Source organism: Streptomyces sp. Da 82-17 (assembly GCF_046098215.1).
Lineage (GTDB): Bacteria > Actinomycetota > Actinomycetes > Streptomycetales > Streptomycetaceae > Streptomyces.
Map to the genome: position 1 here is coordinate 101,462 of NZ_JBJURH010000007.1, position 22,247 is coordinate 123,708.

A 22,247-nucleotide genomic window follows, 5' to 3' on the forward strand; every position below is an offset into this window, starting at 1 on the left:
GTGATGCATCAGGCGGTCGACGCGGCCGCCCTGAGCCCGCTCGCCGTCGAGGACCTGTCCATGTTCGGGCGCGACCCGTGGTGGCTCGTCGGGATCAAGGCGGTGTTCTGCTTCGCGTTCCTGATGGTGACGGTGCTCTTCTCCATCGTGTGGGAGCGCAAGGTCGTCGCCTGGATGCAGTTGCGCATCGGCCCCAACCGGCACGGCCCCTGGGGCATGCTGCAGTCCCTCGCGGACGGCGTGAAGCTGATGCTCAAGGAGGACGTGGTCGTCAAGCGCGCCGACAAGGTGGTGTACGTCCTCGCACCGGTCGTCGCCGCCATCCCGGCGTTCATGGCGATCGCGGTGATTCCCTTCGGCCCGGCCGACAACCAGGTCTCGATCTTCGGCCACCGTACGACGATGCAGCTCACGGACCTGCCGATCGCGATGCTCTACATCCTCGCGGTCGCCTCCGTCGGCATCTACGGCATCGTCCTCGCCGGCTGGTCGTCCGGCTCGACGTACCCGCTCCTCGGCGGCCTGCGCTCCTGCGCGCAGATGATCTCGTACGAGATCGCGATGGGCGCCGCGTTCGCCTCCGTCTTCCTCTACTCGGGCTCGATGTCGACCTCGGCGATCGTGGAGGCGCAGGGCGACCGGTGGTACATCCTGCTGCTGCCGGTGTCGTTCCTGCTGTACGTCGTGACGATGGTGGGCGAGACCAACCGGGCGCCGTTCGACATGCCGGAGTCCGAGGGCGACCTCGTCGGCGGCTTCAACACCGAGTACAGCTCGATCAAGTTCGCGCTGTTCATGCTCGCCGAGTACGTGAACATGGTGACGGTCTCGGCCGTCGCGACCACCCTGTTCCTCGGCGGCTGGCGGGCGCCCTGGCCGATCAGCACCTTCTGGGAGGGCGCCAACCAGGGCTGGTGGCCGATGCTCTGGTTCGTCCTCAAGGTGCAGCTGCTGCTGTTCTTCTTCATCTGGCTCCGCGGCACCCTGCCCCGCGTCCGCTACGACCAGCTGATGAAGCTCGGCTGGAAGGTGCTCATCCCGGTCTCGGTGGCCTGGCTGATGCTGGTCGCGACCGTACGCACGCTGCGCAACGAGAACGTCGCGTTCACCGGGATCGTGCTGTACGTCGGCGGCGGTGTGCTCGCCATCCTGCTGCTCTCCTTCGTCGTCGACATCTTCCGCGAGAAGCGGGACAAGGCGGAGGCGCAGGCCGCTACCGCCGAGCCGGAGCCCGCGTTCGACCCGATGGCCGGCGGCTATCCCGTGCCACCGCTCCCGGGACAGACCCTGCCGCCCGTGCCGCGTCGACGCTCGCGCCAGGAGCGGGAGTTGATTGTCAGTGGCGGCACCAATACTGCAAGTGACGGAAAGGAGGCTGACGGTGTCTGAGATCTCCAGGAACGACCCTTCCGAGAAGTCGCCCGCGTCCGGCGCGCCCGCCGGGCAGGGCGAGGGCAAGGACACGGCACAGGGGTTCCACAACCCCGTGGCCGGCTTCGGCGTGACCTTCAAGGCCATGTTCAAGAAGCGGCTGACCGAGCAGTACCCGGAGCAGAAGAAGGTCACAGCCCCGCGCTTCCACGGCCGTCACCAGCTCAACCGGCACCCGGACGGCCTGGAGAAGTGCGTCGGCTGCGAGCTGTGCGCCTGGGCCTGTCCGGCGGACGCGATCTACGTCGAGGGCGCGGACAACACCGACGAGGAGCGCTACTCCCCGGGCGAGCGGTACGGGCGGGTGTACCAGATCAACTACGCTCGCTGCATCCTGTGCGGCCTGTGCATCGAGGCCTGCCCCACGCGCGCGCTCACGATGACGAACGAGTTCGAGCTGGCCGACTCCAGCCGGGCCAACCTCATCTACACCAAGGAGCAGCTGCTCGCCGGCCTCGAAGAGGGCATGGTCGACAGCCCGCACGCGATCTACCCGGGCATGGACGAGCAGGACTACTACCGCGGCCTGGTCACCGAGGCGGCCCCCGGCACCGAGCCCCAAGTCGCCCACTCCAAGGGCGAGGTGGTGCAGGAGGCGGAGTCGACCTTCGGCCCCGAGGAACCGGCGTCGAAGAAGGTGGTCGGCAAATGAGCACGCTCGCCGCCTACGCCACCTCCACCGGCGAGGCCTTCCAGTTCTGGGTCCTCGGCACCGTCGCGGTGATCGGCGCTCTGTGCACCGTCTTCATGAAGAAGGCCGTGCACAGCGCGCTCTGCCTGGCCGGCACCATGATCGTCCTGGCGGTGTTCTATCTCGCCAACGGCGCCTATTTCCTGGGCATCGTGCAGGTCGTCGTCTACACCGGCGCGATCATGATGCTGTTCCTGTTCGTCGTCATGCTGGTCGGCGTCACCGCGGCGGACTCCCTGAAGGAGACGATCAAGGGACAGCGCTGGCTCGCGGCCCTGTGCGGCCTCGGCTTCGCGGTCCTCCTGATCGGCGGCATCGGGAACGCCTCCCTGAAGGAGTTCAACGGCCTGAGCCAGGCCAACACCCCGGGGAACGTCGAGGGCTTGGCCGCCCTGCTCTTCACCAAGTACGTCTTCGCGTTCGAGATCACCGGCGCCCTGCTCATCACGGCCACGGTCGGCGCCATGGTGCTCACGCACCGGGAGCGCACCGAGCGCGCCAAGACCCAGCGCGAGCTGGCCGAGCAGCGCGTGCGCGAGGGCAAGCACCTCCCGCCGCTCCCGGCCCCGGGTGTGTACGCGCGGCACAACGCCGTGGACATCGCAGGCCTGCTGCCCGACGGCACCCCGTCGGAGCTCACGGTCAACCGGACGCTGCGCGACCGCGGCCAGATCCGGGACGTGTCCAGTGAGGCGCTGAACGATCTGCGGGCCCTGGAGCAGCGCGCCGACGAACGGCTCGGCAGGAGCGGCGACACCGCGTCGTCGACCGACGACGCCGCCTCGGGCACGAAGGAGGCCGCGAAGTGAACCCGGTCAACTACCTGTATCTCGCGGCCCTGTTGTTCGCGATCGGCGCCACCGGCGTGCTGATCAGGCGGAACGCCATCGTGGTGTTCATGTGCATCGAGCTGATGCTCAACGCCTGCAACCTCGCGCTGGTGACCTTCTCCCGGATGCACGGCAACCTCGACGGCCAGATCATCGCGTTCTTCACGATGGTCGTCGCCGCCGCCGAGGTCGTGGTCGGGCTCGCGATCATCGTGTCCCTGTTCCGGTCCCGTCATTCGGCCTCGGTCGACGACGCCAGCCTGATGAAGCTCTGAGGGGCAGGAAGAATCGTGGAGAACCTGATTGCGCTGCTCGTCGCGGCGCCTCTGCTCGGAGCGGCCGTACTGCTGTGCGGCGGGCGGCGGTTGGACCGCGGCGGCCACTGGATCGGCACGCTGCTCGCGGTCGTCTCGTTCGCCGTGGGCGTGCTGCTCTTCACCGACATGCTCGGCAAGGACCCGGAGCACCGGGCCATGCACCAGGCGCTGTTCAGCTGGATCCCGGTCGAGGGCTTCCAGGCGGACGTCGCCTTCCAGCTGGACCAGCTGTCGATGACGTTCGTGCTCCTGATCACCGGCGTGGGCTCCCTGATCCACGTCTACTCGATCGGATACATGGAGCACGACGAACGCCGTCGCCGCTTCTTCGGCTATCTGAACCTGTTCCTCGCGGCGATGCTGCTCCTCGTCATCGCCGACAACTACCTGCTGCTCTACGTGGGTTGGGAGGGCGTCGGTCTGGCGTCGTACCTGCTCATCGGCTTCTGGCAGCACAAGCCGAGCGCGGCCACGGCGGCCAAGAAGGCCTTCCTGGTCAACCGCGTCGGCGACATGGGCCTGTCCATCGCGATCATGCTGATGTTCACGACGTTCGGCACGTTCGCCTTCGGCCCGGTCCTGGAGTCCACGTCGAAGACCAGCGAGGGCATGCTCACCGCGATCGGCCTGATGCTGCTGCTCGCCGCGTGCGGCAAGTCGGCCCAGGTCCCGCTGCAGTCCTGGCTCGGGGACGCGATGGAGGGCCCGACCCCGGTTTCGGCCCTGATCCACGCGGCCACCATGGTCACCGCGGGCGTATACCTCATCACCCGCTCCGGCGCGATCTTCAACGCCGCGCCGGACGCGCAGCTGGCGGTCGTGATCGTCGGCGCGGTCACGCTCCTGTTCGGTGCGATCGTCGGTTGCGCGAAGGACGACATCAAGAAGGCCCTCGCCGGCTCGACGATGTCCCAGATCGGGTACATGATCCTGGCCGCGGGCCTCGGCCCGATCGGGTACGCCTTCGCGATCATGCACCTGGTGACGCACGGCTTCTTCAAGGCCGGCCTGTTCCTCGGCGCCGGCTCGGTCATGCACGGCATGAACGACGAGGTCGACATGCGCAAGTACGGCGGCCTCCGCAAGTACATGCCGGTCACGTTCGTGACGTTCGGCCTCGGCTACCTCGCGATCATCGGCTTCCCGGGCCTGTCCGGGTTCTGGTCCAAGGACAAGATCATCGAGGCGGCGTTCGCGTACGACGACGGGATCCGCGGCTGGATCTTCGGCGGCGTGGCCCTGCTCGGCGCCGGCATCACGGCGTTCTACATGACGCGCGTGATGATCCTGACGTTCTTCGGCGAGAAGCGCTGGCAGCCGACGCCCGACCCGGACAAGGCGCCCAGCGCCGAACCCGCGGCCGACGGCCACGGCGGCGAGATGCCGCACCCGCACGAGTCGCCCAAGTCGATGACGATCCCGATGATCGTGCTCGCCTTCGGCTCGGTCTTCGCGGGCGGACTCTTCTCGCTCAACGAGTCGTTCGTGAAGTGGCTGGAGCCGGTCACGCAGTTCGAGCACCCGCACCCGGTGATCAGCGTCCCGGCGATCACGGCGTCCACGGTCGTGGTCCTGCTGATCGGCGTCGCCATCGCCTGGGCGATGTACGGCCGCAAGGAAGTCCCGGTCGTCGCACCACGCGGCTCGCTGCTCACCCGGGCGGCCCGCCGCGACCTGCTGCAGGACGACTTCAACCATGTGGTCCTGGTCCGCGGCGGCGAGCACCTCACCCGCTCCCTCGTGTACGTCGACCACACCATGGTCGACGGCGTCGTCAACGGCACGGCGGCGGGCTTCGGCGGACTCTCCGGCCGGATGCGCAAGCTGCAGAACGGCTTCGCCCGTTCCTACGCGGTCTCGATGTTCGGCGGTACGGCGATCCTCATCGCCGCGACCCTGCTGATGAGGGCGGTCTGATCACGATGTCCTTTCCTCTGCTGACAGCGACGGCCGCGGTGCCGGCGATCGGTGCGATCGTCACCGCCGCCGTGCCCGCCGCCCGGCGCACGGCCGCCAAGTGGCTGGCGCTGCTCTTCTCGCTCGCCACCCTCGTCCTCGCGGGCGTGGTCGGCGCCCGCTTCGAACCCGGCGGCGACCGGTACCAACTCACCGAGTCCCACGCCTGGATCGCCGACTTCGGCGTGCGGTACGAACTGGGCGTCGACGGCATCGGCGTGGCCCTCATCGGCCTGACCGCCCTGCTGATCCCGTTCGTGATCCTCGCGGGCTGGCACGACGCCGACCCGCAGGAGACCGGTAGCAAGCGGTGGCGGCCCACGCAGGGCTTCTTCGCGCTGATCCTGATGGTCGAGGCGATGGTGATCCTCTCCTTCGAGGCCACCGACGTCTTCCTCTTCTACATCCTCTTCGAAGCCATGCTCATCCCGATGTACTTCCTCATCGGCGGCTTCGGGGACCGTGCACACGCGGGCAGCGACGAGAAGGCCGCCGCCCAACGCTCGTACGCGGCAGTGAAGTTCCTGCTCTACAACCTGGTCGGCGGCCTCATCATGCTGGCCGCGGTCATCGGGCTCTACGTGGTCGCGGGGAACTTCTCGCTGCAGGAGATCGCCGCCGCGCGCGCGAGTGGCGAACTCGACATGGCGACCAACACCGAGCGGCTGCTGTTCCTCGGCTTCTTCTTCGCGTTCGCGGTGAAGGCGCCGCTGTGGCCGCTGCACACCTGGCTGCCCAACGCCATGGGCGAGGCCACCGCACCGGTCGCCGTGCTGATCACCGCGGTGGTCGACAAGGTCGGCACGTTCGCGATGCTCCGCTTCTGCCTCGGCCTCTTCCCGGAGGCCTCGAAGTGGGCGACGCCGGCGATCCTGGTGCTCGCGCTGATCTCGATCGTCTACGGCGCGCTGCTCGCCGTCGGCCAGCGCGACATCAAGCGCCTGATCGCGTACGCGTCGATCTCGCACTTCGGGTTCATCATCATGGGCATCTTCGCGATGACCTCGCAGGGCCAGAGCGGCGCGACGCTCTACATGGTCAACCACGGTGTGTCCACGGCCGCGTTGATGCTCGTCGCCGGGTTCCTTATCTCCCGGCGCGGCTCGCGGCTCATCGCGGACTACGGCGGTGTGCAGAAGGTGGCACCGGTGCTCGCCGGGACGTTCCTGATCGGTTCGCTCGCCACGCTGTCGCTCCCGGGGCTCGCGCCGTTCGTGAGTGAATTCCTGGTCCTGGTCGGCACGTTCGCGCGCTATCCGGTGGTCGGCATCATCGCCACCTTCGGCATCGTGCTCGCCGCGCTCTACACCCTCGTCCTCTACCAGCGGACGATGACGGGCCCGGTCAAGGTCGAGGCGGCGAAGATGCCGGACCTGCGGGTGCGTGAACTCGTCGTCGTCGCACCGCTGATCGCCCTGCTGATCTTCCTCGGTGTCTACCCGAAGCCGGTCACCGACCTGGTGAACCCGGCGGTCGGCCACACCTTGTCCGACGTACAGAAGAAGGACCCCAAGCCCGAGGTGGAGGCGGCCAAGTGAGCGCATCAGCCGTCCACAGCCTGTGGACAACGGCGGCGCCGATCGACAAGATCGACGCCCCGACCATCGAGTACGCCCAGCTCATGCCGACGCTCATCGTGATCGGCGCGGCCGTCGTGGGCATCATCGTCGAAGCCTTCGTGGGCCGGAAAGCGCGCTATTACGCGCAGATGTTCGTGACCGTGGTCGCCCTGGTGGCCGCGTTCGCCGCCGTCGTCGGACTCGCGGCCGGCGGGCACGCGTCCACTGAGGCGCGGATCGCCGCCATGGGCGCCATCGCCGTCGACGGACCGGCGCTGTTCCTGCAGGGCACGATCCTGCTCAGCGGACTCGTCGCGGTCTTCACGTTCGCCGAGCGCCGCCTCGACCCGGAGGCGCACGGCAACCGCGTCGACTCGTTCACGGCGCAGGCCGCGTCGGTGCCCGGCAGCGAGAGCGAACAGGCCGCGGTGAAGGCCGGGTTCACCACCACCGAGGTGTTCCCGCTAGCCCTGTTCGCGATCGGCGGCATGCTGGTCTTCCCCGCGGCGAACGACCTCCTGACGCTGTTCATCGCCCTCGAGGTCCTCTCCCTGCCGCTGTACCTGCTGTGCGCCCTGGCCCGCCGCAAGCGCCTCATGTCGCAGGAGGCCGCGGTCAAGTACTTCCTGCTCGGCGCCTTCTCCTCGGCGTTCCTGCTCTTCGGCATCGCCCTCGTCTACGGCTACGCGGGCACGGTGTCGTACGCGGGGATCGCGGACGTCGTCGACGGCACGGTGCAGGCCATCGACCCGGCCCTCGCCGACACCATGGGGAACGACGCGCTGCTGCTCGTCGGCGGCGCCATGATCCTCATGGGCCTGCTCTTCAAGGTCGGCGCGGTCCCGTTCCACATGTGGACCCCGGACGTCTACCAGGGCGCCCCGACCCCGGTCACCGGCTTCATGGCGGCGGCCACCAAGGTCGCCGCCTTCGGCGCGCTGCTCCGCCTGCTCTACGTGGTGCTGCCGGGCCTGCGCTGGGACTGGCGGCCGGTGATGTGGGGCGTCGCGATCGTCACGATGCTGGTCGGCGCGATCGTCGCGATCACCCAGACCGACATCAAGCGGCTCCTCGCGTACTCGTCGATCGCGCACGCGGGCTTCATCCTCGCCGGTGTCATCGCGGCCACCCCGGACGGCATCTCGTCGGTGCTGTTCTACCTGGGCGCGTACTCGTTCGTGACGATCGGCGCGTTCGCGGTGGTCACGCTGGTGCGGGACGCGGGCGGCGAGGCCACGCACCTGTCCAAGTGGGCCGGTCTCGGGCGCCGTTCGCCGCTGGTCGCCGCGGTCTTCGCGGTGTTCCTCCTCGCCTTCGCCGGCATTCCGCTGACCTCCGGGTTCTCCGGCAAGTTCGCGGTGTTCAAGGCGGCGGCCGAGGGCGGGGCGGGCGCGCTCGTCGTGATCGGTGTGATCTCGTCGGCGATCGCAGCGTTCTTCTACATCCGCGTGATCGTGCTCATGTTCTTCAGCGAGCCGAAGCCCGAGGGGCCGACGGTCGCGGTGCCCTCGGCGCTGACGATGACGGCGATCGGGGTGGGCGTGGCGGTCACGCTGGTGCTCGGCGTTGCCCCGCAGTACTTCCTCGACCTGGCCGGTCAGGCGGGGGTCTTCGTCCGCTGAGCCGGTGTCCGCGCGGCGCGCGGGTGGCTCTGCGGTCCGGTGCCCGGTCCCTCTTCGGGGGGGACCGGGCACCGGCTTTTCCTACCGGTACCCCCAGCCTGTGGATAACTTTTCGGGACTGTCGGCCGGGCGGCCTATCGTGGCTGTCGTGGTCGAAGGACGGCGTGCGGGGGGACAGACGATGAACGGGACCGTGGTGATGGACGTGGCCGAGCAGCAGCAGGACGGGGCCGGGGCGGGTGTGACGCGCAGCGACGCCCTGAGCACGCTCCAGCGCGTCTTCGGGTACGACAGCTTCCGCGGCGAGCAGGAAGCGATCATCGAGCACGTCATCGGCGGCGGCGACGCCGTCGTGCTGATGCCCACGGGCGGCGGCAAGTCGCTCTGCTACCAGATCCCGGCCCTGGTCAGGCCCGGCACGGGCGTCGTGGTCTCGCCGCTGATCGCGCTGATGCAGGACCAGGTGGACGCGCTGCGCGCCCTCGGTGTGCGGGCCGGCTTCATCAACTCCACGCAGGACTTCGAGGAGCGGCGGCTGGTCGAGGCCGAGCTGCTCGCCGGTGAGCTGGACCTCCTCTATCTGGCGCCGGAGCGGCTGCGCCTGGACTCCACGCTCGACCTGATCGAGCGCGCCAAGATCTCCGTCTTCGCCATCGACGAGGCGCACTGCGTGGCCCAGTGGGGCCACGACTTCCGCCCGGACTACCTGTCGCTGTCGCTGCTCGGCCAGCGCTGGCCGGAGGTCCCGCGCATCGCCCTGACGGCGACGGCGACGCGGGCCACGCACCGTGAGATCACCGAGCGGCTCGCGATGCCCGCGGCCCGCCACTTCGAGGCGAGCTTCGACCGCCCCAACATCCAGTACCGCATCGTCGCGAAGGACGAGCCGAAGAAGCAGCTCCTCCGCTTCCTGCGCGAGGAGCACCAGGGGGACGCCGGCATCGTCTACTGCCTGTCCCGCAACTCCGTGGAGAAGACCGCCGAGTTCCTCTCCCGCAACGGCATCGAGGCGGTGCCGTACCACGCGGGGCTCGACGCGGGGACGCGTGCCGAGCACCAGGCCCGCTTCCTGCGGGAGGAGGGCCTCGTGGTGGTGGCCACGATCGCCTTCGGCATGGGCATCGACAAGCCGGACGTCCGCTTCGTCGCCCACCTCGACCTGCCCAAGTCGGTGGAGGGGTACTACCAGGAGACGGGCCGCGCGGGCCGCGACGGCCTCCCGTCCACGGCCTGGATGGCGTACGGGCTGAACGACGTCGTGCAGCAGCGCAAGCTGATCCAGTCCGGGGAGGGCGACGAGGCGTTCCGCCGCCGCGCCGCCGCCCACCTGGACTCGATGCTGGCGCTGTGCGAGACGGTGCAGTGCCGGCGGGCCCAACTCCTCGCGTACTTCGGCCAGAAGCCGGGCGCCGAGGGCTGCGGCAACTGCGACACGTGTCTGACGGCGCCGGAGACCTGGGACGGCACGGTCGCCGCCCAGAAGGTGCTGTCGACGGTGGTGCGGCTCGACCGGGAGCGGCGGCAGAAGTTCGGCGTGGGCCAGATCATCGACATCCTGCTCGGCCGTAAGACCGCCAAGGTGATCCGCTTCGACCACGACCAGCTCTCGGTGTACGGCATCGGCCAGGACCTGTCGGAGGCCGAATGGCGGGGCGTCGTACGGCAGTTGCTGGCGCAGAGCCTGCTGGCGGTCGAGGGGGAGTACAGCACGCTGGTGCTGACCGAGGAGAGCGGCGCGGTCCTCGGCAGACAGCGGGAGGTGCTGCTGCGCAAGGAGCCGAAGAAGCTCGCGTCGCGAGGCTCGGCGGGCGGTGCCAAGGGCGAGCGGAAGAGCAAGCCGCAGGTGGACCTGCCGGAGGAGGCCCTGCCGGTGTTCGAGGCGCTGCGGGCGTGGCGCGCCGAGCAGGCCAGGGAGCAGGGCGTGCCCGCGTACGTGATCTTCCACGACGCGACGCTGCGGGAGATCGCCCTGGCCCGGCCGGCCTCGGTCACGGAACTCGGCGGCATCGGCGGGGTGGGCGAGAAGAAGCTCGCCACGTGGGGCGAGGGAGTGCTGGGGGTCCTGGAGGGGTTCGCGGGCTCGGAGGGCTGAGGAGCCCGGCGCGCCAAGATGCTGGGGCCTGGGGAGCGGGGAGGCCGGGGGACAGGGACGCTGGGGAGCAGGGAAGCAGGGAAGCCAGGGCACAGGGACGCTGGGGAGCCCGGAACCCGGAACCCAGAGCGCCGGGAGCCCGGAGCACCGAGCGCCGGAACCCGGAGCCCAGAGCCGCCGGGAGCCCAGAGCCCGGAGCCCGGAACCCAGACTGCCGGGAGCCCAGGGCCCGGAACCCAGAGCGTCGGGAGCCGGGACGCCGGGACGCCGAAGCGCCGGGGCACACGGCCGCCGAGGCGCGTGGCCCCCGGCCGCCGGGGTGGGCCGTTCGTCGGGTGACGGGACGGCCCACCGGGGGCGGGGCTCGGTCAGTCCGTGGTGCGGGCCGGGGCGATGCGGCCGGTGACCTCGCCGAGGCCCACGCGGACGCCGTCCGGGCCCGGCGCCCAGGCGGTCAGGGTGATCTCGTCGCCGTCCTCGAGGAACGTCCGCTTCCCGGTGGGGAGTTCGAGCGGCTCGGCGCCGTTCCAGGTGAGCTCGATCAGGGAGCCGCGCATATGGGTCTCGGGGCCGCTGATGGTCCCCGAGCCGTAGAGGTCGCCGGGGCGCAGGGAGGCGCCGCCGACGGTCATGTGGGTCAGCATCTGCGCGCCCGTCCAGTACATCCCGGCGAACGGCGGCTCGGAGATGACCTCGCCGTTGAGGGAGACGGTGATCCGCAGGTCGTAGCCGCCGGGCTCGTCCTCGCCGGAGTCGTCCAGGTACGGCAGGACGGCCACGTCCCGGGCGGGCGGCTGCACGCGGGCGTGGTCGAGCGCTTCGAGGGGCGTGATCCACGCGGAGACGGAGGTGGCGAAGGACTTGGCGACGAACGGGCCGAGCGGGACGTACTCCCACGGCTGGATGTCGCGGGCGGACCAGTCGTTGAGCAGGCAGAGACCGAAGACGTGGTCGCGGAAGGAGGAGAGCGGGACAGGGGTGCCGAGCTCGGAGGGGGCGCCGACGACGAAGCCGACCTCGGCCTCGATGTCGAGCTTCGCGGACGGGCCGAACGTGGGCTCCGTGGCGGTGGGGGCCTTGCGCTGGCCGCTGGGGCGGATCACGTCCGTGCCGGAGACGACGACGGTGCCGGCCCGGCCGTGGTAACCGACCGGCAGATGCTTCCAGTTGGGCAGCAGCGGCTCGGAGTCGGGGCGGAAGAGCCGGCCGAGGTTCGTGGCGTGGTGCTCGCTGGCGTAGAAGTCGACGTAGTCCGCGACGTCGAACGGCAGGTGCAGGGTGACGTCCGAGAGGGGGTGGAAGAAGGGCCGCACGGACTCCTGGTGGGAGGGCACGGTGACCCACGCGGTGAGCGCGCGGCGCACGTCGCTCCAGGCCTGCGGGCCGGCCGCAAGCAGCGGGTTCAGCGTCGGCTGGGCGAGCAGCGAGGCGTAGGGAGAGCCCAGGGCGTGCGCGGCGGCGCCGGCGTCGAGCACGTGCGAGCCGAGGCGGACGCCGACCCTGCGCTGGTCGTCGCCGTCCGGGGAGCCGGGGAGGGAGAAGACGCCGTACGGAAGGTTGTGCGGGCCGAAGGGGTCGCCTTCGGGGAGGTCGAGCGGGCTCTGCTCGGGCATGGGTCGCGTGCCTCACTTTCCTGCGTCGGGTTGATCACACGTTACGTCGGAGGATGCCCGCGGCGGCAGTGCCTGAGGTGTTGTGACGGAGGGGATGTGTGGGGCGGGAAAAGGTCAACGTCCTCTTTTGTGCGCTTTGTTGGGTTCTCCGTATTCTGTGACCATGGTCTCGGCTCCCCCTTTCGCTCTCGTCGCCACCGACCTCGACGGCACGCTGTTGCGCCGTGGCGACACCGTCTCCGCGCGCTCGCGGGCCGCGCTCGCGCGGGTCTCGGCGGCCGGTGCGCAGCACATCGTGGTCACCGGCCGCCCGGCGCCGCAGGTCCGGCATCTGCTCATGGAGATGGAGTACGGGGGGCTCGCGGTCTGTGGCCAGGGGGCGCAGGTCTTCGACGCGGGTGCGGGCCGGTTGGTGAGTGCGCTGACGTTGGACCGGGAGCTCGCGGAGCTGGCGCTGGGGAAGATCGAGGCGGAGGTAGGCGAGGTCTTCGCGGCGGTCAACCAGGACGGGATGGAGGGCCTGATGCTGATGGAGCCCGGGTACGAGCCGTCGCATCGTGGGCTGCCCGCGGTCCGGGTGGGCCTGCGGGCGGCGTTGTGGGACGAGCCGATCAACAAGGTCCTGGTGCGCCATCCCTCCCTGGGGGACGACGAGTTGGTGGCGGTGGCGCGGGCGGTCACGGACGGCCTGGTCACGATGACGATGGCGGGGCCGGGGATCGTGGAGCTCCAGCCGCTCGGCGTGACGAAGGCGACGGGGCTGGCGATCGCCGCGGAGATGTCGGGCATTCCGGCGGAGCGGACGATCACGTTCGGGGACATGCCCAACGACATCCCGATGTTCGACTGGTCCGGGTACGGGGTGGCGATGGCCAATGCGCACGAGGAGTTGAAGGCGGTGGCGGACGAGGTGACGGCGTCCAACGAGGCGGACGGGGTGGCGGCCGTACTGGAGCGGCTCTACGCCTAGGAGGCGGGGGGACCGGGGCTCGGCAACCCGGAGGAGCGCCCCGCCGCCCCCGGAGGGCGCTCGGTTCAGCCGGCTGTGCGGGGGATGCGTTTCTTCCAGGTGTGGTGGAAGACGACCTCGGGTCCGTCGTGGCAGATCAGCTCGTCGGTGGTGAGGAAGTCGTCGGCGTCGCAGCTGAGCGTGGAGTGCGTCTCGACGCGGACGTCCCAGCCGAGTTCGGGCCGGTGCAGGCGGATCGACCAGTCGGAGCGGGCGCGGGCGCTCGACGGGTCCCGCTCGTCGATCTCGTACGTGTCCAGGGCGTCCTCGCCGAACTCCAGGCCGTCCGGGTGGATGCGGGTGCCGCCGTGGCGCGGCTCGACCTCCAGGCGCCAGGAGCCGCGGCCCACGTCGCGGACGACGAGGCGCTCCGGACGCGGCTCCTCCAGCGTCTCCGGCTGGACGACGCCGAGCGCCTCGGACTGCTCGGGCCGGTCGCAGACGTACGGGGGAGTGCTCAAGTCGGTGTTCAGTACGGGGAGTTCGAGGGAGCTGCCGGAAGGGTCGAGGGTGAAGCCGGACTCGGAGCCGGGCTGCGGCCAGAGCCACGGCCAGTACGCGGAGGAGACGGCGAGGCGGATGCGGTGGCCGGGAGGGAAGGCGTACCCGACGGCGCCCAGGTCGAACGACACGTCCTGGGTGGTGCCGGGCTGCCAGGGCTCGATCCGGTCGGTGCCGTGCCGCGCCGACAGGTTGAGCGCGCCCCGGGTGACGAGCGTGGACGCCCCGTCCGGCGCCACGTCGCAGAGGCGGGCGACGGCCTGCCCGCGCGGGGTGCCGAGGGACAGCCGGAGCGTGACCCGGGGCGAGCCGAGGACCTCCAGCCGCTCGGGCACCTCGAACTCGAAGCACACCGACTTCGCGTCCTCGTCCCGCTGGTCGGGCGGCAGGTCGGCGCCGCCGCCGAGCGGGACGAGACGGCCCGCGTCGAGACCGGTCTGCTGCGGCGAACACACCAGCCGGGGCGCACCGGCGAAGCCGTACGTCACGCCCGTGACCTGCGGCGACGGCCACTCCGACAGCCCCACCCAGCGCCCCGGCAACACATCCTGCACGGCGCCCGGCGGATGCGAGTCGGTCATCCAGAGCCGCACCTTGGGCTCGCTCGCACCGCGACCGGGGCCGGGGTCCGGGCTGCGCCCGGGGTCGGGGCTGCGGCGGGGCCCGGCATCCGAGCCGACGCCCGCCCCCGCCTCCACTCCCGCCTCCGTACCCGCATCCGCCTCCACGTCCGTCCCCGCGGACACGGACGCAGACGTGGGCCCGGACGCAGACGCAGACGTGGGCCCGGACATAGCCGTCGCCCCGGACGCAGACGCGGACGTGGCCCCGGACATAGCCGTCGCCCCGGACGTGGAGCCTGACTCGGGAGCGAGCCATGCGTCCCACCACGCCAGCGTTTCCTGGAGGAAGCCGATGGCCGGGCCTGGCGGAAGCGGGCAGTCCGGGTAGGCGTGGGGCCAGGGGCCGATCAACGCGCGGGCGGGGCCCGGGAGATGGGCGACGAGGCGCAGGACCGCATCCCGGTACGGATCGTTCCAGCTGCCGACGGCGAGGACGGCGGCCGTGACGGAGGAGCAGGCGTCGCGGAGGCTGCCGTGCTGCCAGTACGCGTCGCGGGTCTGGTGGTGCAGCCAGGTGTGGACGAGCGGTTCGACGGACTCCAGGCGGCGCAGCCACATCGGCCGCCAGGCGTCGCCGACGTACTGCGGGTCGGGCGGCAGGGCGGCGGAGGCGAGCGTGCTCGCGGCCCGGGCGTGCAGGTCGGCGGCGAGGACGGAGCCGCCGAGGTAGTGCACGCCGGTGTCGTAGCGGTCGTCGGTGGCGCCGACGGTGACGACGGCCTTGAGCGGTTCGGGTGCGAGGGCCGCGACCCGCAGGGCCTCGCTGCCGCCGCGGCCGAGGCCGAACATCCCGACCCGGCCCGTGCACCAGGGCTGTTCGGCGAGCCACTCGACGACGGCGGCCGCGTCGGCGGGCCCGGTCGAGGGGCAGGTGTCGCCGGGCAGGCCGTCGGAGTTGCCGTGCCCGCGCATGTCGACGCGTACGGAGGCGTAGCCGTGGCCCGCGTACCAGGGGTGGCGCTGCCGGTCGCGGGCGGCGGTCCGGTCGGTGAGCCGGTCGGGCAGGTACTCCAGCAGGGCGGGCACGGGCTCGTCGGTGACCGGCCGCCACACGCGCGCGTGCAGCAGGGTCCCGCCCTCGCCGCGGGCGGCGGTCCCGCCGGGCTGCGGGATACGGACGTCCTCGCGCGTGGTCTCGTACGGGAAGGCTGTGCGGATGTGCGGCGTGCGGATGTGCGGCGTAGGGGAGTGCGGCGTGCGGAGGTGCATGGCGGATCAACCTCGGAGGCCTGGTCGGGCGCGGCCGCGGGGGAGCGGATGCGGCAGCAGGTCGGTGGCCGGAACTGCTTGAATGGCTTGATCACGAACATACCGTCGGCCCATCGGAGCCGCCCCCGGATCATCACCCGGCGTGACGGCGCCGACGGCGGCGGTGACGGGCGGCAGCCCGGGTGCGGGTGCCGGAGCCGGCCATGGTGACAGCGACGACGAAGTGACGGGGGAGTGACGTGCGGGGTGACGTGCGGGGTGACCGCGACGGCTCGGGGGATGTGCGGGGATCGCGTGCTGGTCGGGCGGGGGCCCGCAGTGATCGAAACGCGACCGGATACGCTGACTTGAGTGATGACAGCGACACATCGACAAACCGTGTCATCGGGCATGTGATCGACCGTGGATCGACTTGTGATCGTCAGCAGACAGGAGAACCCCTCGTGACCGTCGTCGGGCCGTTCGGGCTGAGCGTGCGGGACCAGGCTCTGGAAGCCGATGTCCAGGCCGGATTGGCTGCTGTCGAGGAAGGTCTCATCGAGGCCACCAAGAGCGAGGTCCCGTTCATCACGGAGGCCGCGCAGCATCTGGTCCGGGCGGGCGGCAAGCGGTTCAGGCCGCTCCTGGGCATGCTCGCGGCGCAGTTCGGCGACCCGTACGCACCCGGAGTGGTGCCGTCCGCGGTGGTCGTCGAGCTCACCCACCTGGCGACGCTGTACCACGACGACGTGATGGACGAGGCGGACGTGCGCCGCGGCGTCCCCAGCGCCAACGCCCGCTGGGGCAACTCGGTCGCGGTCCTCACCGGGGACTTCCTCTTCGCCCGCGCCTCGCACATCCTGGCCGACCTCGGCCCCGAGGCCGTACGCATCCAGGCGGAGGCCTTCGAGCGTCTGGTGACCGGCCAGATCCTGGAGACCGCGGGCCCGCGCGACGGCCGCGACCCGGTCGAGCACTACCTCGACGTGATCAGCGGCAAGACCGGCTCCCTGATCGCGGTCGCGGGCCGCTTCGGCGCGATGATGTCGGGCGCCGACGAGACGGTCGTGGACGTCCTGACGCAGTACGGCGAGCGCCTCGGCACGGCGTTCCAGCTCGCGGACGACGTCCTGGACATCGCGTCCGACTCGCACGAGTCCGGCAAGACCCCGGGCACCGACCTGCGCGAGGGCATCCCCACGCTGCCGGTGCTGCACCTGCGCGCCCAGGCCGCGCGGGACGCCCGCCCCGAGGACCTCGCCCTGTGCGAACTGCTCGACGGCGACCTCACGGACGACGCCCGGCACGCGGAGGCGCTCGCCGGACTGCGCGCCCACCCGGCCCTGGAGCAGGCCCGCCGGGACACGATCCGGTACGCGGAGGACGCGCGCGCGACGCTCGCCCCGCTCCCGGAGTGCGGCGCGAAGTCGGCGCTCGTGGAGCTGTGCGACGCGGTGGTCCACCGCGCGGGCTGACGGCCCGTAGGACATCACGGCACTCGACGAACCGACGACGACGGCGCCTTCCCGCGCCGCCCCCAGGAGCCACGCGGCCCCTAGGGGCCAGGGGGAGGCGCCGTCGTCGTATGTCATCCCCTGGGCGTACGCGAGGTTGCATCCCGGGGCTGACGATTCGAGGCCGTGGATTTGGTCGTATAGAGGTGCACGAAGTCGACGAGACAGCACCACTCCTGACCAATTCGGGTGAGAATGGCGGCGCGGGGTGGACGAGTGCACAGGAAGACCGCCGCCGAACACGGAGGTAGGGCACACATGGCACCGTACGAATCGGCACAGCGCACCGAGGGGGACGAGGACCGGCCCACGGGCCGCCGCAGGGTGGCGCGTTACGCGGTTCCGGCCGCGGTGGCCGGCGTCGCGGCGGCGACCATCGGACTCGTACCGGCGCTCGCGGACTCCGGCGATCCGGAGCTGCCGAAGGTCAGCGCGCAGGAACTCATCGAGAAGATCGCCGCGTCGGACGTGCAGCAGGTGTCCGGCAACCTGAAGATCAGCACCGACCTGGGGCTGCCGAACCTCGGCGACGCGGCCGCCTCCCTCGCGCCCAAGGGCGGTGACAGGGACGGCGGTTCGGCCGCGGCGCCGGACGAGAAGCTGATGGAGCTGGCGTCCGGCACGCACAACCTGCGCGTCGCCGCCGACGGTCCGGACAAGCAGAAGCTGTCGATCCTCGGCGACGCGGCGGAGTACAGCATCATCCGCAACGGCGCCGACGTATGGGCGTACGACAGCAAGTCCGACGAGGCGTTCCACGCGCGGGACGGGCACGCGGGCAGCACCGGCAAGCACCAGGACGAGCAGCGGCCCGAGGGCGTGCCGGCCACGCCGAAGGAGCTCGCCGACGAGGTCCTGAAGGCGGCCGACGCGACCACGTCCGTGACCGTCGACGGCACGGCGAAGGTCGCCGGGCGGGACGCGTACCAGCTGCTCGTGCAGCCCAAGGGCACCGGTTCCACGGTCGGTTCGATCCGGATCGCCGTGGACGCGGAGAACGGCGTGCCGCTGAAGTTCACGCTGTCCCCGAGCAGCGGCGGCAAGGCCGTGGTCGACGCCGGCTTCACCAAGGTCGACTTCGCGAAGCCGGCCGCCTCCACCTTCGAGTTCAAGCCCGGCAAGGGCACGAAGGTCACCGAGGCGGACGAGCTGGAGCGGCAGGCGGAGAAGGACGGCCACAAGATCCCGCAGGCTCCGGGCAGTCCGAAGATCCCCGGGATTCCGCAGGGCGACTTCGGCAGCGGCGGCAAGGACGGCAAGAACGGCAAGAACGGCGACATGAAGGTGATCGGCGAGGGCTGGAGCTCCGTCGCCGTCATCGACACCGGCGCGAAGGGCGGCGTCCCGTCGTCCGAGTCCGGTGAACTCCCGCCCGAGGCAGGCAAGTTGCTCGACTCCTTCGGCGACAAGGTGACCGGGAAGTTCGGTTCCGGCACGGTCTTCTCGACCCGCCTGGTCAACGCGCTGATGACGGACGACGGCAAGGTCTACGTCGGCGCCGTGGACAAGGCGACGCTGGTGAAGGCCGCCAACTCGGCGAAGTAGGACCCGAGAAGGACATGTTCCGCCCCGTACGCAGACGCCGTACGGGGCGGAACCAGTCACGTGGGGGAGGGCGCGATGGACCCACAACCGGACGACGCAGCGGAAGCGCCGGCCGTACGGACCCGCGCCCTGACCAAGCGCTTCCGCGGCGGACAACTCGCCGTCGACCGCCTGGACCTCACCGTTCCGGCCGGGACCGTCTTCGGGTTCCTCGGGCCGAACGGCTCAGGGAAGACGACCACGATCCGCATGCTCATGGGCCTGATCGAGCCGACCTCCGGCACGGCCCACGTCCTCGGCCGCCGTATGCCGGGCGCGGCCCGCACCGTGCTGCCGCAGGTCGGCGCGCTGATCGAGGGCCCCGCCCCGTACGGCTTCCGCTCCGGCCGGGACAACCTTCTGCGGTACGACGCGGCCGACCCGAGCGCCGACCCCCGCACCCGCGCCGCGCGCGTCGACGCCGCCCTCGACCGGGTCGGCCTGAGCGGTGCGGCGGGCAAGAAGGCGAAGGCGTACTCGCTCGGCATGAAGCAGCGGCTCGGCCTGGCCGCGGCCCTGCTCAGACCGCGCCGGCTGCTCGTGCTCGACGAGCCGACCAACGGGCTCGACCCGCAGGGCATGCGTGAAATCCGGGCGCTGATCCGGGAGTTGGCCGAGGACGGCAGCACCGTCTTCCTCTCCTCGCACCTCCTCGACGAGATCGAGCAGGTCTGCACGCACGCCGCCGTGATGGCCCGCGGCCGACTCGTCGTCCAGGGCCCCGTCGCCGAGCTGGCGGCCCGCGCGCACGGCCGCATCACGGTCGGCACGCCGGACCCGGGCGACGCGGCACGCGTCCTCAAGGAGCACGGCGTCACCGACCTCACCGTCACCGACGACCGCGTCACGGGCGAGCCGCCGCCGGGCGAGCGCGACCCGGCCGAGCTGAACGCGGCCCTGGTCCACGCGGGCGTCCGCGTACGCGGCTTCGGCCTCGAACGCGGCACCCTGGAGGACGCGTTCGTGGCACTGACGGGGGAGGGCTTCGATGTCGCGGGCTGACGTGACCGCCCGGCGGCCGGGGCGCACACGTACCCGGCTCGCCGCCGAACTTGGCCTCTTCCGCTCCGAGTTGGGGCTGACCTTCCGTCGGCTGCGCACCCTCGTCCTGCTCGGCGTGCTCGCGGCGGTACCCGTACTGATCGGCGTCGCCGTCGAGATCGAGACGGGCGACGGGAGCTCAGGAGGCAGCCCAGGAGACGGTGGCGGTCCGGCGTTCATGGCGCAGATCAGCAACAACGGCCTGTTCCTGGTGTTCACCGCGCTCGCCGCGACGCTGCCGTTCTTCCTGCCGCTGACCGTCGGCGTCGTCGCGGGCGACGCGGTGGCGGGCGAGGCGAGCGCGGGCACGCTGCGCTATCTGCTGGTCGCGCCCGCGGGCCGGACGCGGCTGCTGCTCGTGAAGTACGCGTCGACGCTCGTGTTCTGCCTCGTCGCGACGCTCACCGTGGCCGTGTCCGGGCTGGTCACGGGCGCGCTGCTGTTCCCGGCCGGGGAGCTGACCACGATCTCCGGCACCCGGATCGGGTACGGGGAGGGCCTGTGGCGGGCGCTGCTCATCGCGCTCGTCGTCGCCGCGTCACTCGCCGGTTTCGCCGCGCTCGGCCTGTTCGTGTCCACGCTGACCAACAGCGGGATCGCGGCCATGGCCGGCACCGTGGGACTGCTCGTCACGGTGCAGATCCTGACCACGATCCCGCAGTTGGACGCGGTCCATCCGTATCTCTTCTCGCACCACTGGCTGTCCTTCGCCGACCTGATGCGCGAACCGGTCCTCTGGGACAACCTGTACGCCAACCTCCGACTCCAGGGCTTCTACGCCCTGGTGTTCGGGTCGGCGGCCTGGGCCCGGTTCGCGGGCAAGGACATCAGCGCGTGAGCGACACCCGCTCCGCGAAGGAGAGTTACGACGACAGCTGCCAGACCGCGTGCGCGATCGCGTCGCTGTTGCGGTCGAGGGCGGTCTCGTCGATGTTCTCCGTGGTGTCGCAGGACGAGTGGTAGCACTTGTCGAACGACTCGCCCGCCGTGCCGCCCCACTTCTGCGCCTGCTCGGCGGACTTGGCGCGGCCGGCGCCGGTGAACAGACCGCCCACCGGAATCCCGGCGTCCAGGAACGAGGCGTGGTCGGAGCGGCCGTCTCCCTCGGTCTCGATCTCCGTGGCGACGTTCAGCCCGGCGAAGTAGTCCTTGAAGACCTTCTCGATGGCCGGGTCGTCGTCGTACACGAAGTAGCCCGGGTTCGGCGAGCCGATCATGTCGAAGTTGAGGTAGCCGCTGATCTTCGAACGGTCGGCGTCCGGCAGGGAGTTGACGTAGTTCCGGGATCCGACCAGGCCCTGCTCCTCGGCGCCCCACCAGGCGAAGCGCAGATGCTTCGCGGGCTTCAGCTGCTCGCGGGAGACGGCGAGCGCGGTCTCCAAGACGGCCGCGGAGCCCGAGCCGTTGTCGTTGATGCCGGGCCCGGAGTCGACGCTGTCGAGGTGGGCGCCGGCCATCAGGGTCTGGCCCTCGTCGCCGCCGGGCCAGTCGGCGACCAGGTTGTAGCCGGTCGCGCCGCCGGACGTGAACTCCTTGACGGAGGTGGTGAATCCGGCGGCGTCCAGCTTGCCCTTGATGTAGTCGATGGAGGCCTTGTAGCCGGGCTCGCCGTGCGCCCGGTTGCCGCCGTTGGCCTCGGCGATCTTCTGCAGTTCACCGAGGTGCGCCTGGACGGAGGCGACGGGGATGTCGGGCGCCGCGGCCGCCGAGGGGCCGTCGGACGTGGGCGCCGCGGTGGCCGCGGGCATCACGAGCAGCCCGGTGGCGACGAGCCCGGCGACGGTGGCGCCGAGTATGGAGGTGCGTATCGGTGCGGAGAGCTTCATGTGGGGGGCTCCGGAGTCCGTACGGGAACAGGTGTGGGGGGCGTACGAGACGTGCGGGTCGCGCGTGAGCGGGTGGTGCGTGCCGTGCTGAATGACGCTGGTGGCGCTGGGGCGCACGCGCGAAGCGCGTGGTACGGGTACGCGTACGTGCGCCCTGATGGTGGGCGCACGTTGACGTGACGTCAAGAGCGAATTCCGGTCCGCCTGTTCCGCATACCGGGCGATAACGGTCCGGGCGCAGGGTGAGCTCCGCCACTCACCCGAGCGCCTCGGGGGCGGCCCCCAACTCCCGTCAAGCCACGCAGAATTCGTTGCCCTCCGGGTCCTGCATGATCACCCAGCTGCCGCCCGGCTCGTCGACCGCGCGCTGCACGCTCGCGCCGAGCCCTTCGAGCCGCGCCACCTCCGCCGCGCGCCGGTCGGCGCCCACGTGCAGGTCGAGGTGCATGCGGTTCTTGCCGGTCTTCGGCTCCGGCACCTGGTTGAAGAGCAGCCGCCGCCCGAGCCCGGCCCCGCTCCGCTCGTCGTACGGGTCGTCGGGGTGCCGAGCGGCAGCAGCGCCGCGCCAGGAGTGGCGGCCGTGGTGCTCGGTGACGAGGTCGGCTGGAATGGCGCCTGCGCCGAGGAGTTGCTCGATGAGCGGACTGTTGTCCTCGACGGTGTAACCGAGCGCGGCGGCCCAGAAGTCGGCCTGCGCGTGCGGGTCGACGGAGTCGACGACGATCTTCCATTGGAGAGCCATGTAACCGGTTATAGCGGTTACATGAGCCCGGCCACAAGGGCGACGCACAAGGGCGACGCGCAACGGCGGCTCACAAGGGCGACGCACAAGGCCTTGCCCGGCCCGCGC

General features: G+C 70.9%; 17 protein-coding genes. 13 read left to right on the plus strand and 4 right to left on the minus strand.

All coding sequences use genetic code 11. The features are described 5' to 3' along the window. The first annotated feature begins 3 nt into the window (after positions 1-3). The 8 genes from nuoH (at position 4) to recQ (ending at position 10,498) form a co-directional block, all read left to right on the plus strand. Positions 4-1,389: an NADH-quinone oxidoreductase subunit NuoH gene (gene nuoH / locus ACIDOF_RS14120; protein WP_409006424.1), complete on the plus strand. Its 1,386-nt coding sequence runs from the start codon at positions 4-6 to the stop codon at positions 1,387-1,389. A gap of 1 nt (position 1,390) precedes the next feature. Then, on the plus strand, positions 1,391-2,083 hold the full coding sequence (gene nuoI, locus ACIDOF_RS14125; RefSeq protein ID WP_409006425.1) for an NADH-quinone oxidoreductase subunit NuoI: 693 nt from the start codon (positions 1,391-1,393) through the stop codon (positions 2,081-2,083). Beyond that, positions 2,080-2,931 (plus strand): NADH-quinone oxidoreductase subunit J, encoded by an 852-nt coding sequence (locus ACIDOF_RS14130; RefSeq protein WP_409006187.1) that lies wholly within the window; start codon positions 2,080-2,082, stop codon positions 2,929-2,931. Before nuoI ends, ACIDOF_RS14130 begins: the two co-directional genes overlap by 4 nt. Beyond that, positions 2,928-3,227 (plus strand): NADH-quinone oxidoreductase subunit NuoK, encoded by a 300-nt coding sequence (gene nuoK, locus ACIDOF_RS14135; protein ID WP_409006188.1) that lies wholly within the window; start codon positions 2,928-2,930, stop codon positions 3,225-3,227. The genes ACIDOF_RS14130 and nuoK overlap by 4 nt, the downstream gene beginning before the upstream one ends. A 15-nt stretch (positions 3,228-3,242) precedes the next feature. Beyond that, positions 3,243-5,186 carry an NADH-quinone oxidoreductase subunit L gene (nuoL, locus tag ACIDOF_RS14140; protein ID WP_409006189.1) on the plus strand — a complete coding sequence of 648 codons (1,944 nt, stop codon included), beginning with the start codon at positions 3,243-3,245 and terminating at the stop codon, positions 5,184-5,186. Positions 5,187-5,191: 5 nt separating this feature from the next. Continuing rightward, positions 5,192-6,763: an NADH-quinone oxidoreductase subunit M gene (locus ACIDOF_RS14145; RefSeq protein WP_409006190.1), complete on the plus strand. Its 1,572-nt coding sequence runs from the start codon at positions 5,192-5,194 to the stop codon at positions 6,761-6,763. Beyond that, entirely contained in the window at positions 6,760-8,406 is a 1,647-nt protein-coding gene (gene nuoN / locus ACIDOF_RS14150; protein ID WP_409006191.1) for an NADH-quinone oxidoreductase subunit NuoN, read from the plus strand. Before ACIDOF_RS14145 ends, nuoN begins: the two co-directional genes overlap by 4 nt. 181 nt (positions 8,407-8,587) lie before the next feature. Then, positions 8,588-10,498, plus strand: a complete 1,911-nt coding sequence (recQ, locus tag ACIDOF_RS14155; protein WP_409006192.1) for a DNA helicase RecQ — start codon at positions 8,588-8,590, stop codon at positions 10,496-10,498. 368 nt (positions 10,499-10,866) lie between these two features. Here recQ and fahA read toward each other — a convergent pair whose 3' ends face one another. Further along, positions 10,867-12,111, minus strand: a complete 1,245-nt coding sequence (gene fahA, locus ACIDOF_RS14160) for a fumarylacetoacetase (protein WP_409006193.1) — start codon at positions 12,109-12,111, stop codon at positions 10,867-10,869. A gap of 163 nt (positions 12,112-12,274) precedes the next feature. On the opposite strand from fahA, the gene ACIDOF_RS14165 reads away from it, so the two are divergent. Beyond that, the gene (locus ACIDOF_RS14165) at positions 12,275-13,081 is read left to right on the plus strand and encodes an HAD family hydrolase (RefSeq protein WP_409006194.1); all 807 of its coding nucleotides are present in this window, start codon (positions 12,275-12,277) and stop codon (positions 13,079-13,081) included. Between the two features lie 65 nt (positions 13,082-13,146). On the opposite strand, the gene ACIDOF_RS14170 is transcribed toward ACIDOF_RS14165, so the two are convergent. Then, positions 13,147-15,453 (minus strand): CocE/NonD family hydrolase, encoded by a 2,307-nt coding sequence (locus tag ACIDOF_RS14170; protein WP_409006195.1) that lies wholly within the window; start codon positions 15,451-15,453, stop codon positions 13,147-13,149. 443 nt (positions 15,454-15,896) lie between these two features. Here ACIDOF_RS14170 and ACIDOF_RS14175 point away from each other — a divergent pair, with 443 nt between their 5' ends. From ACIDOF_RS14175 to ACIDOF_RS14190, 4 genes are all read left to right on the plus strand, one after another. Next, positions 15,897-16,907 carry a polyprenyl synthetase family protein gene (locus ACIDOF_RS14175; protein WP_409006196.1) on the plus strand — a complete coding sequence of 337 codons (1,011 nt, stop codon included), beginning with the start codon at positions 15,897-15,899 and terminating at the stop codon, positions 16,905-16,907. A 297-nt stretch (positions 16,908-17,204) separates the two neighbouring features. After that, positions 17,205-18,491 (plus strand): LolA family protein, encoded by a 1,287-nt coding sequence (locus ACIDOF_RS14180; RefSeq protein WP_409006197.1) that lies wholly within the window; start codon positions 17,205-17,207, stop codon positions 18,489-18,491. Positions 18,492-18,566: 75 nt separating this feature from the next. After that, complete coding sequence (locus ACIDOF_RS14185) at positions 18,567-19,532, plus strand: ABC transporter ATP-binding protein (RefSeq protein ID WP_409006198.1); 966 nt, start codon at positions 18,567-18,569, stop codon at positions 19,530-19,532. Next, complete coding sequence (locus ACIDOF_RS14190; protein WP_409006199.1) at positions 19,519-20,409, plus strand: ABC transporter permease; 891 nt, start codon at positions 19,519-19,521, stop codon at positions 20,407-20,409. Before ACIDOF_RS14185 ends, ACIDOF_RS14190 begins: the two co-directional genes overlap by 14 nt. A 25-nt stretch (positions 20,410-20,434) precedes the next feature. On the opposite strand, the gene ACIDOF_RS14195 is transcribed toward ACIDOF_RS14190, so the two are convergent. Together ACIDOF_RS14195 and ACIDOF_RS14200 are read right to left on the minus strand one after the other, a co-directional pair. Then, a complete protein-coding gene (locus tag ACIDOF_RS14195; RefSeq protein ID WP_409006200.1) occupies positions 20,435-21,397 on the minus strand; it encodes a M28 family metallopeptidase in 963 nt (320 codons plus the stop codon). Positions 21,398-21,689: 292 nt separating this feature from the next. Further along, positions 21,690-22,139, minus strand: a complete 450-nt coding sequence (locus ACIDOF_RS14200; RefSeq protein WP_409006201.1) for a VOC family protein — start codon at positions 22,137-22,139, stop codon at positions 21,690-21,692. Positions 22,140-22,247 lie beyond the last annotated feature (108 nt).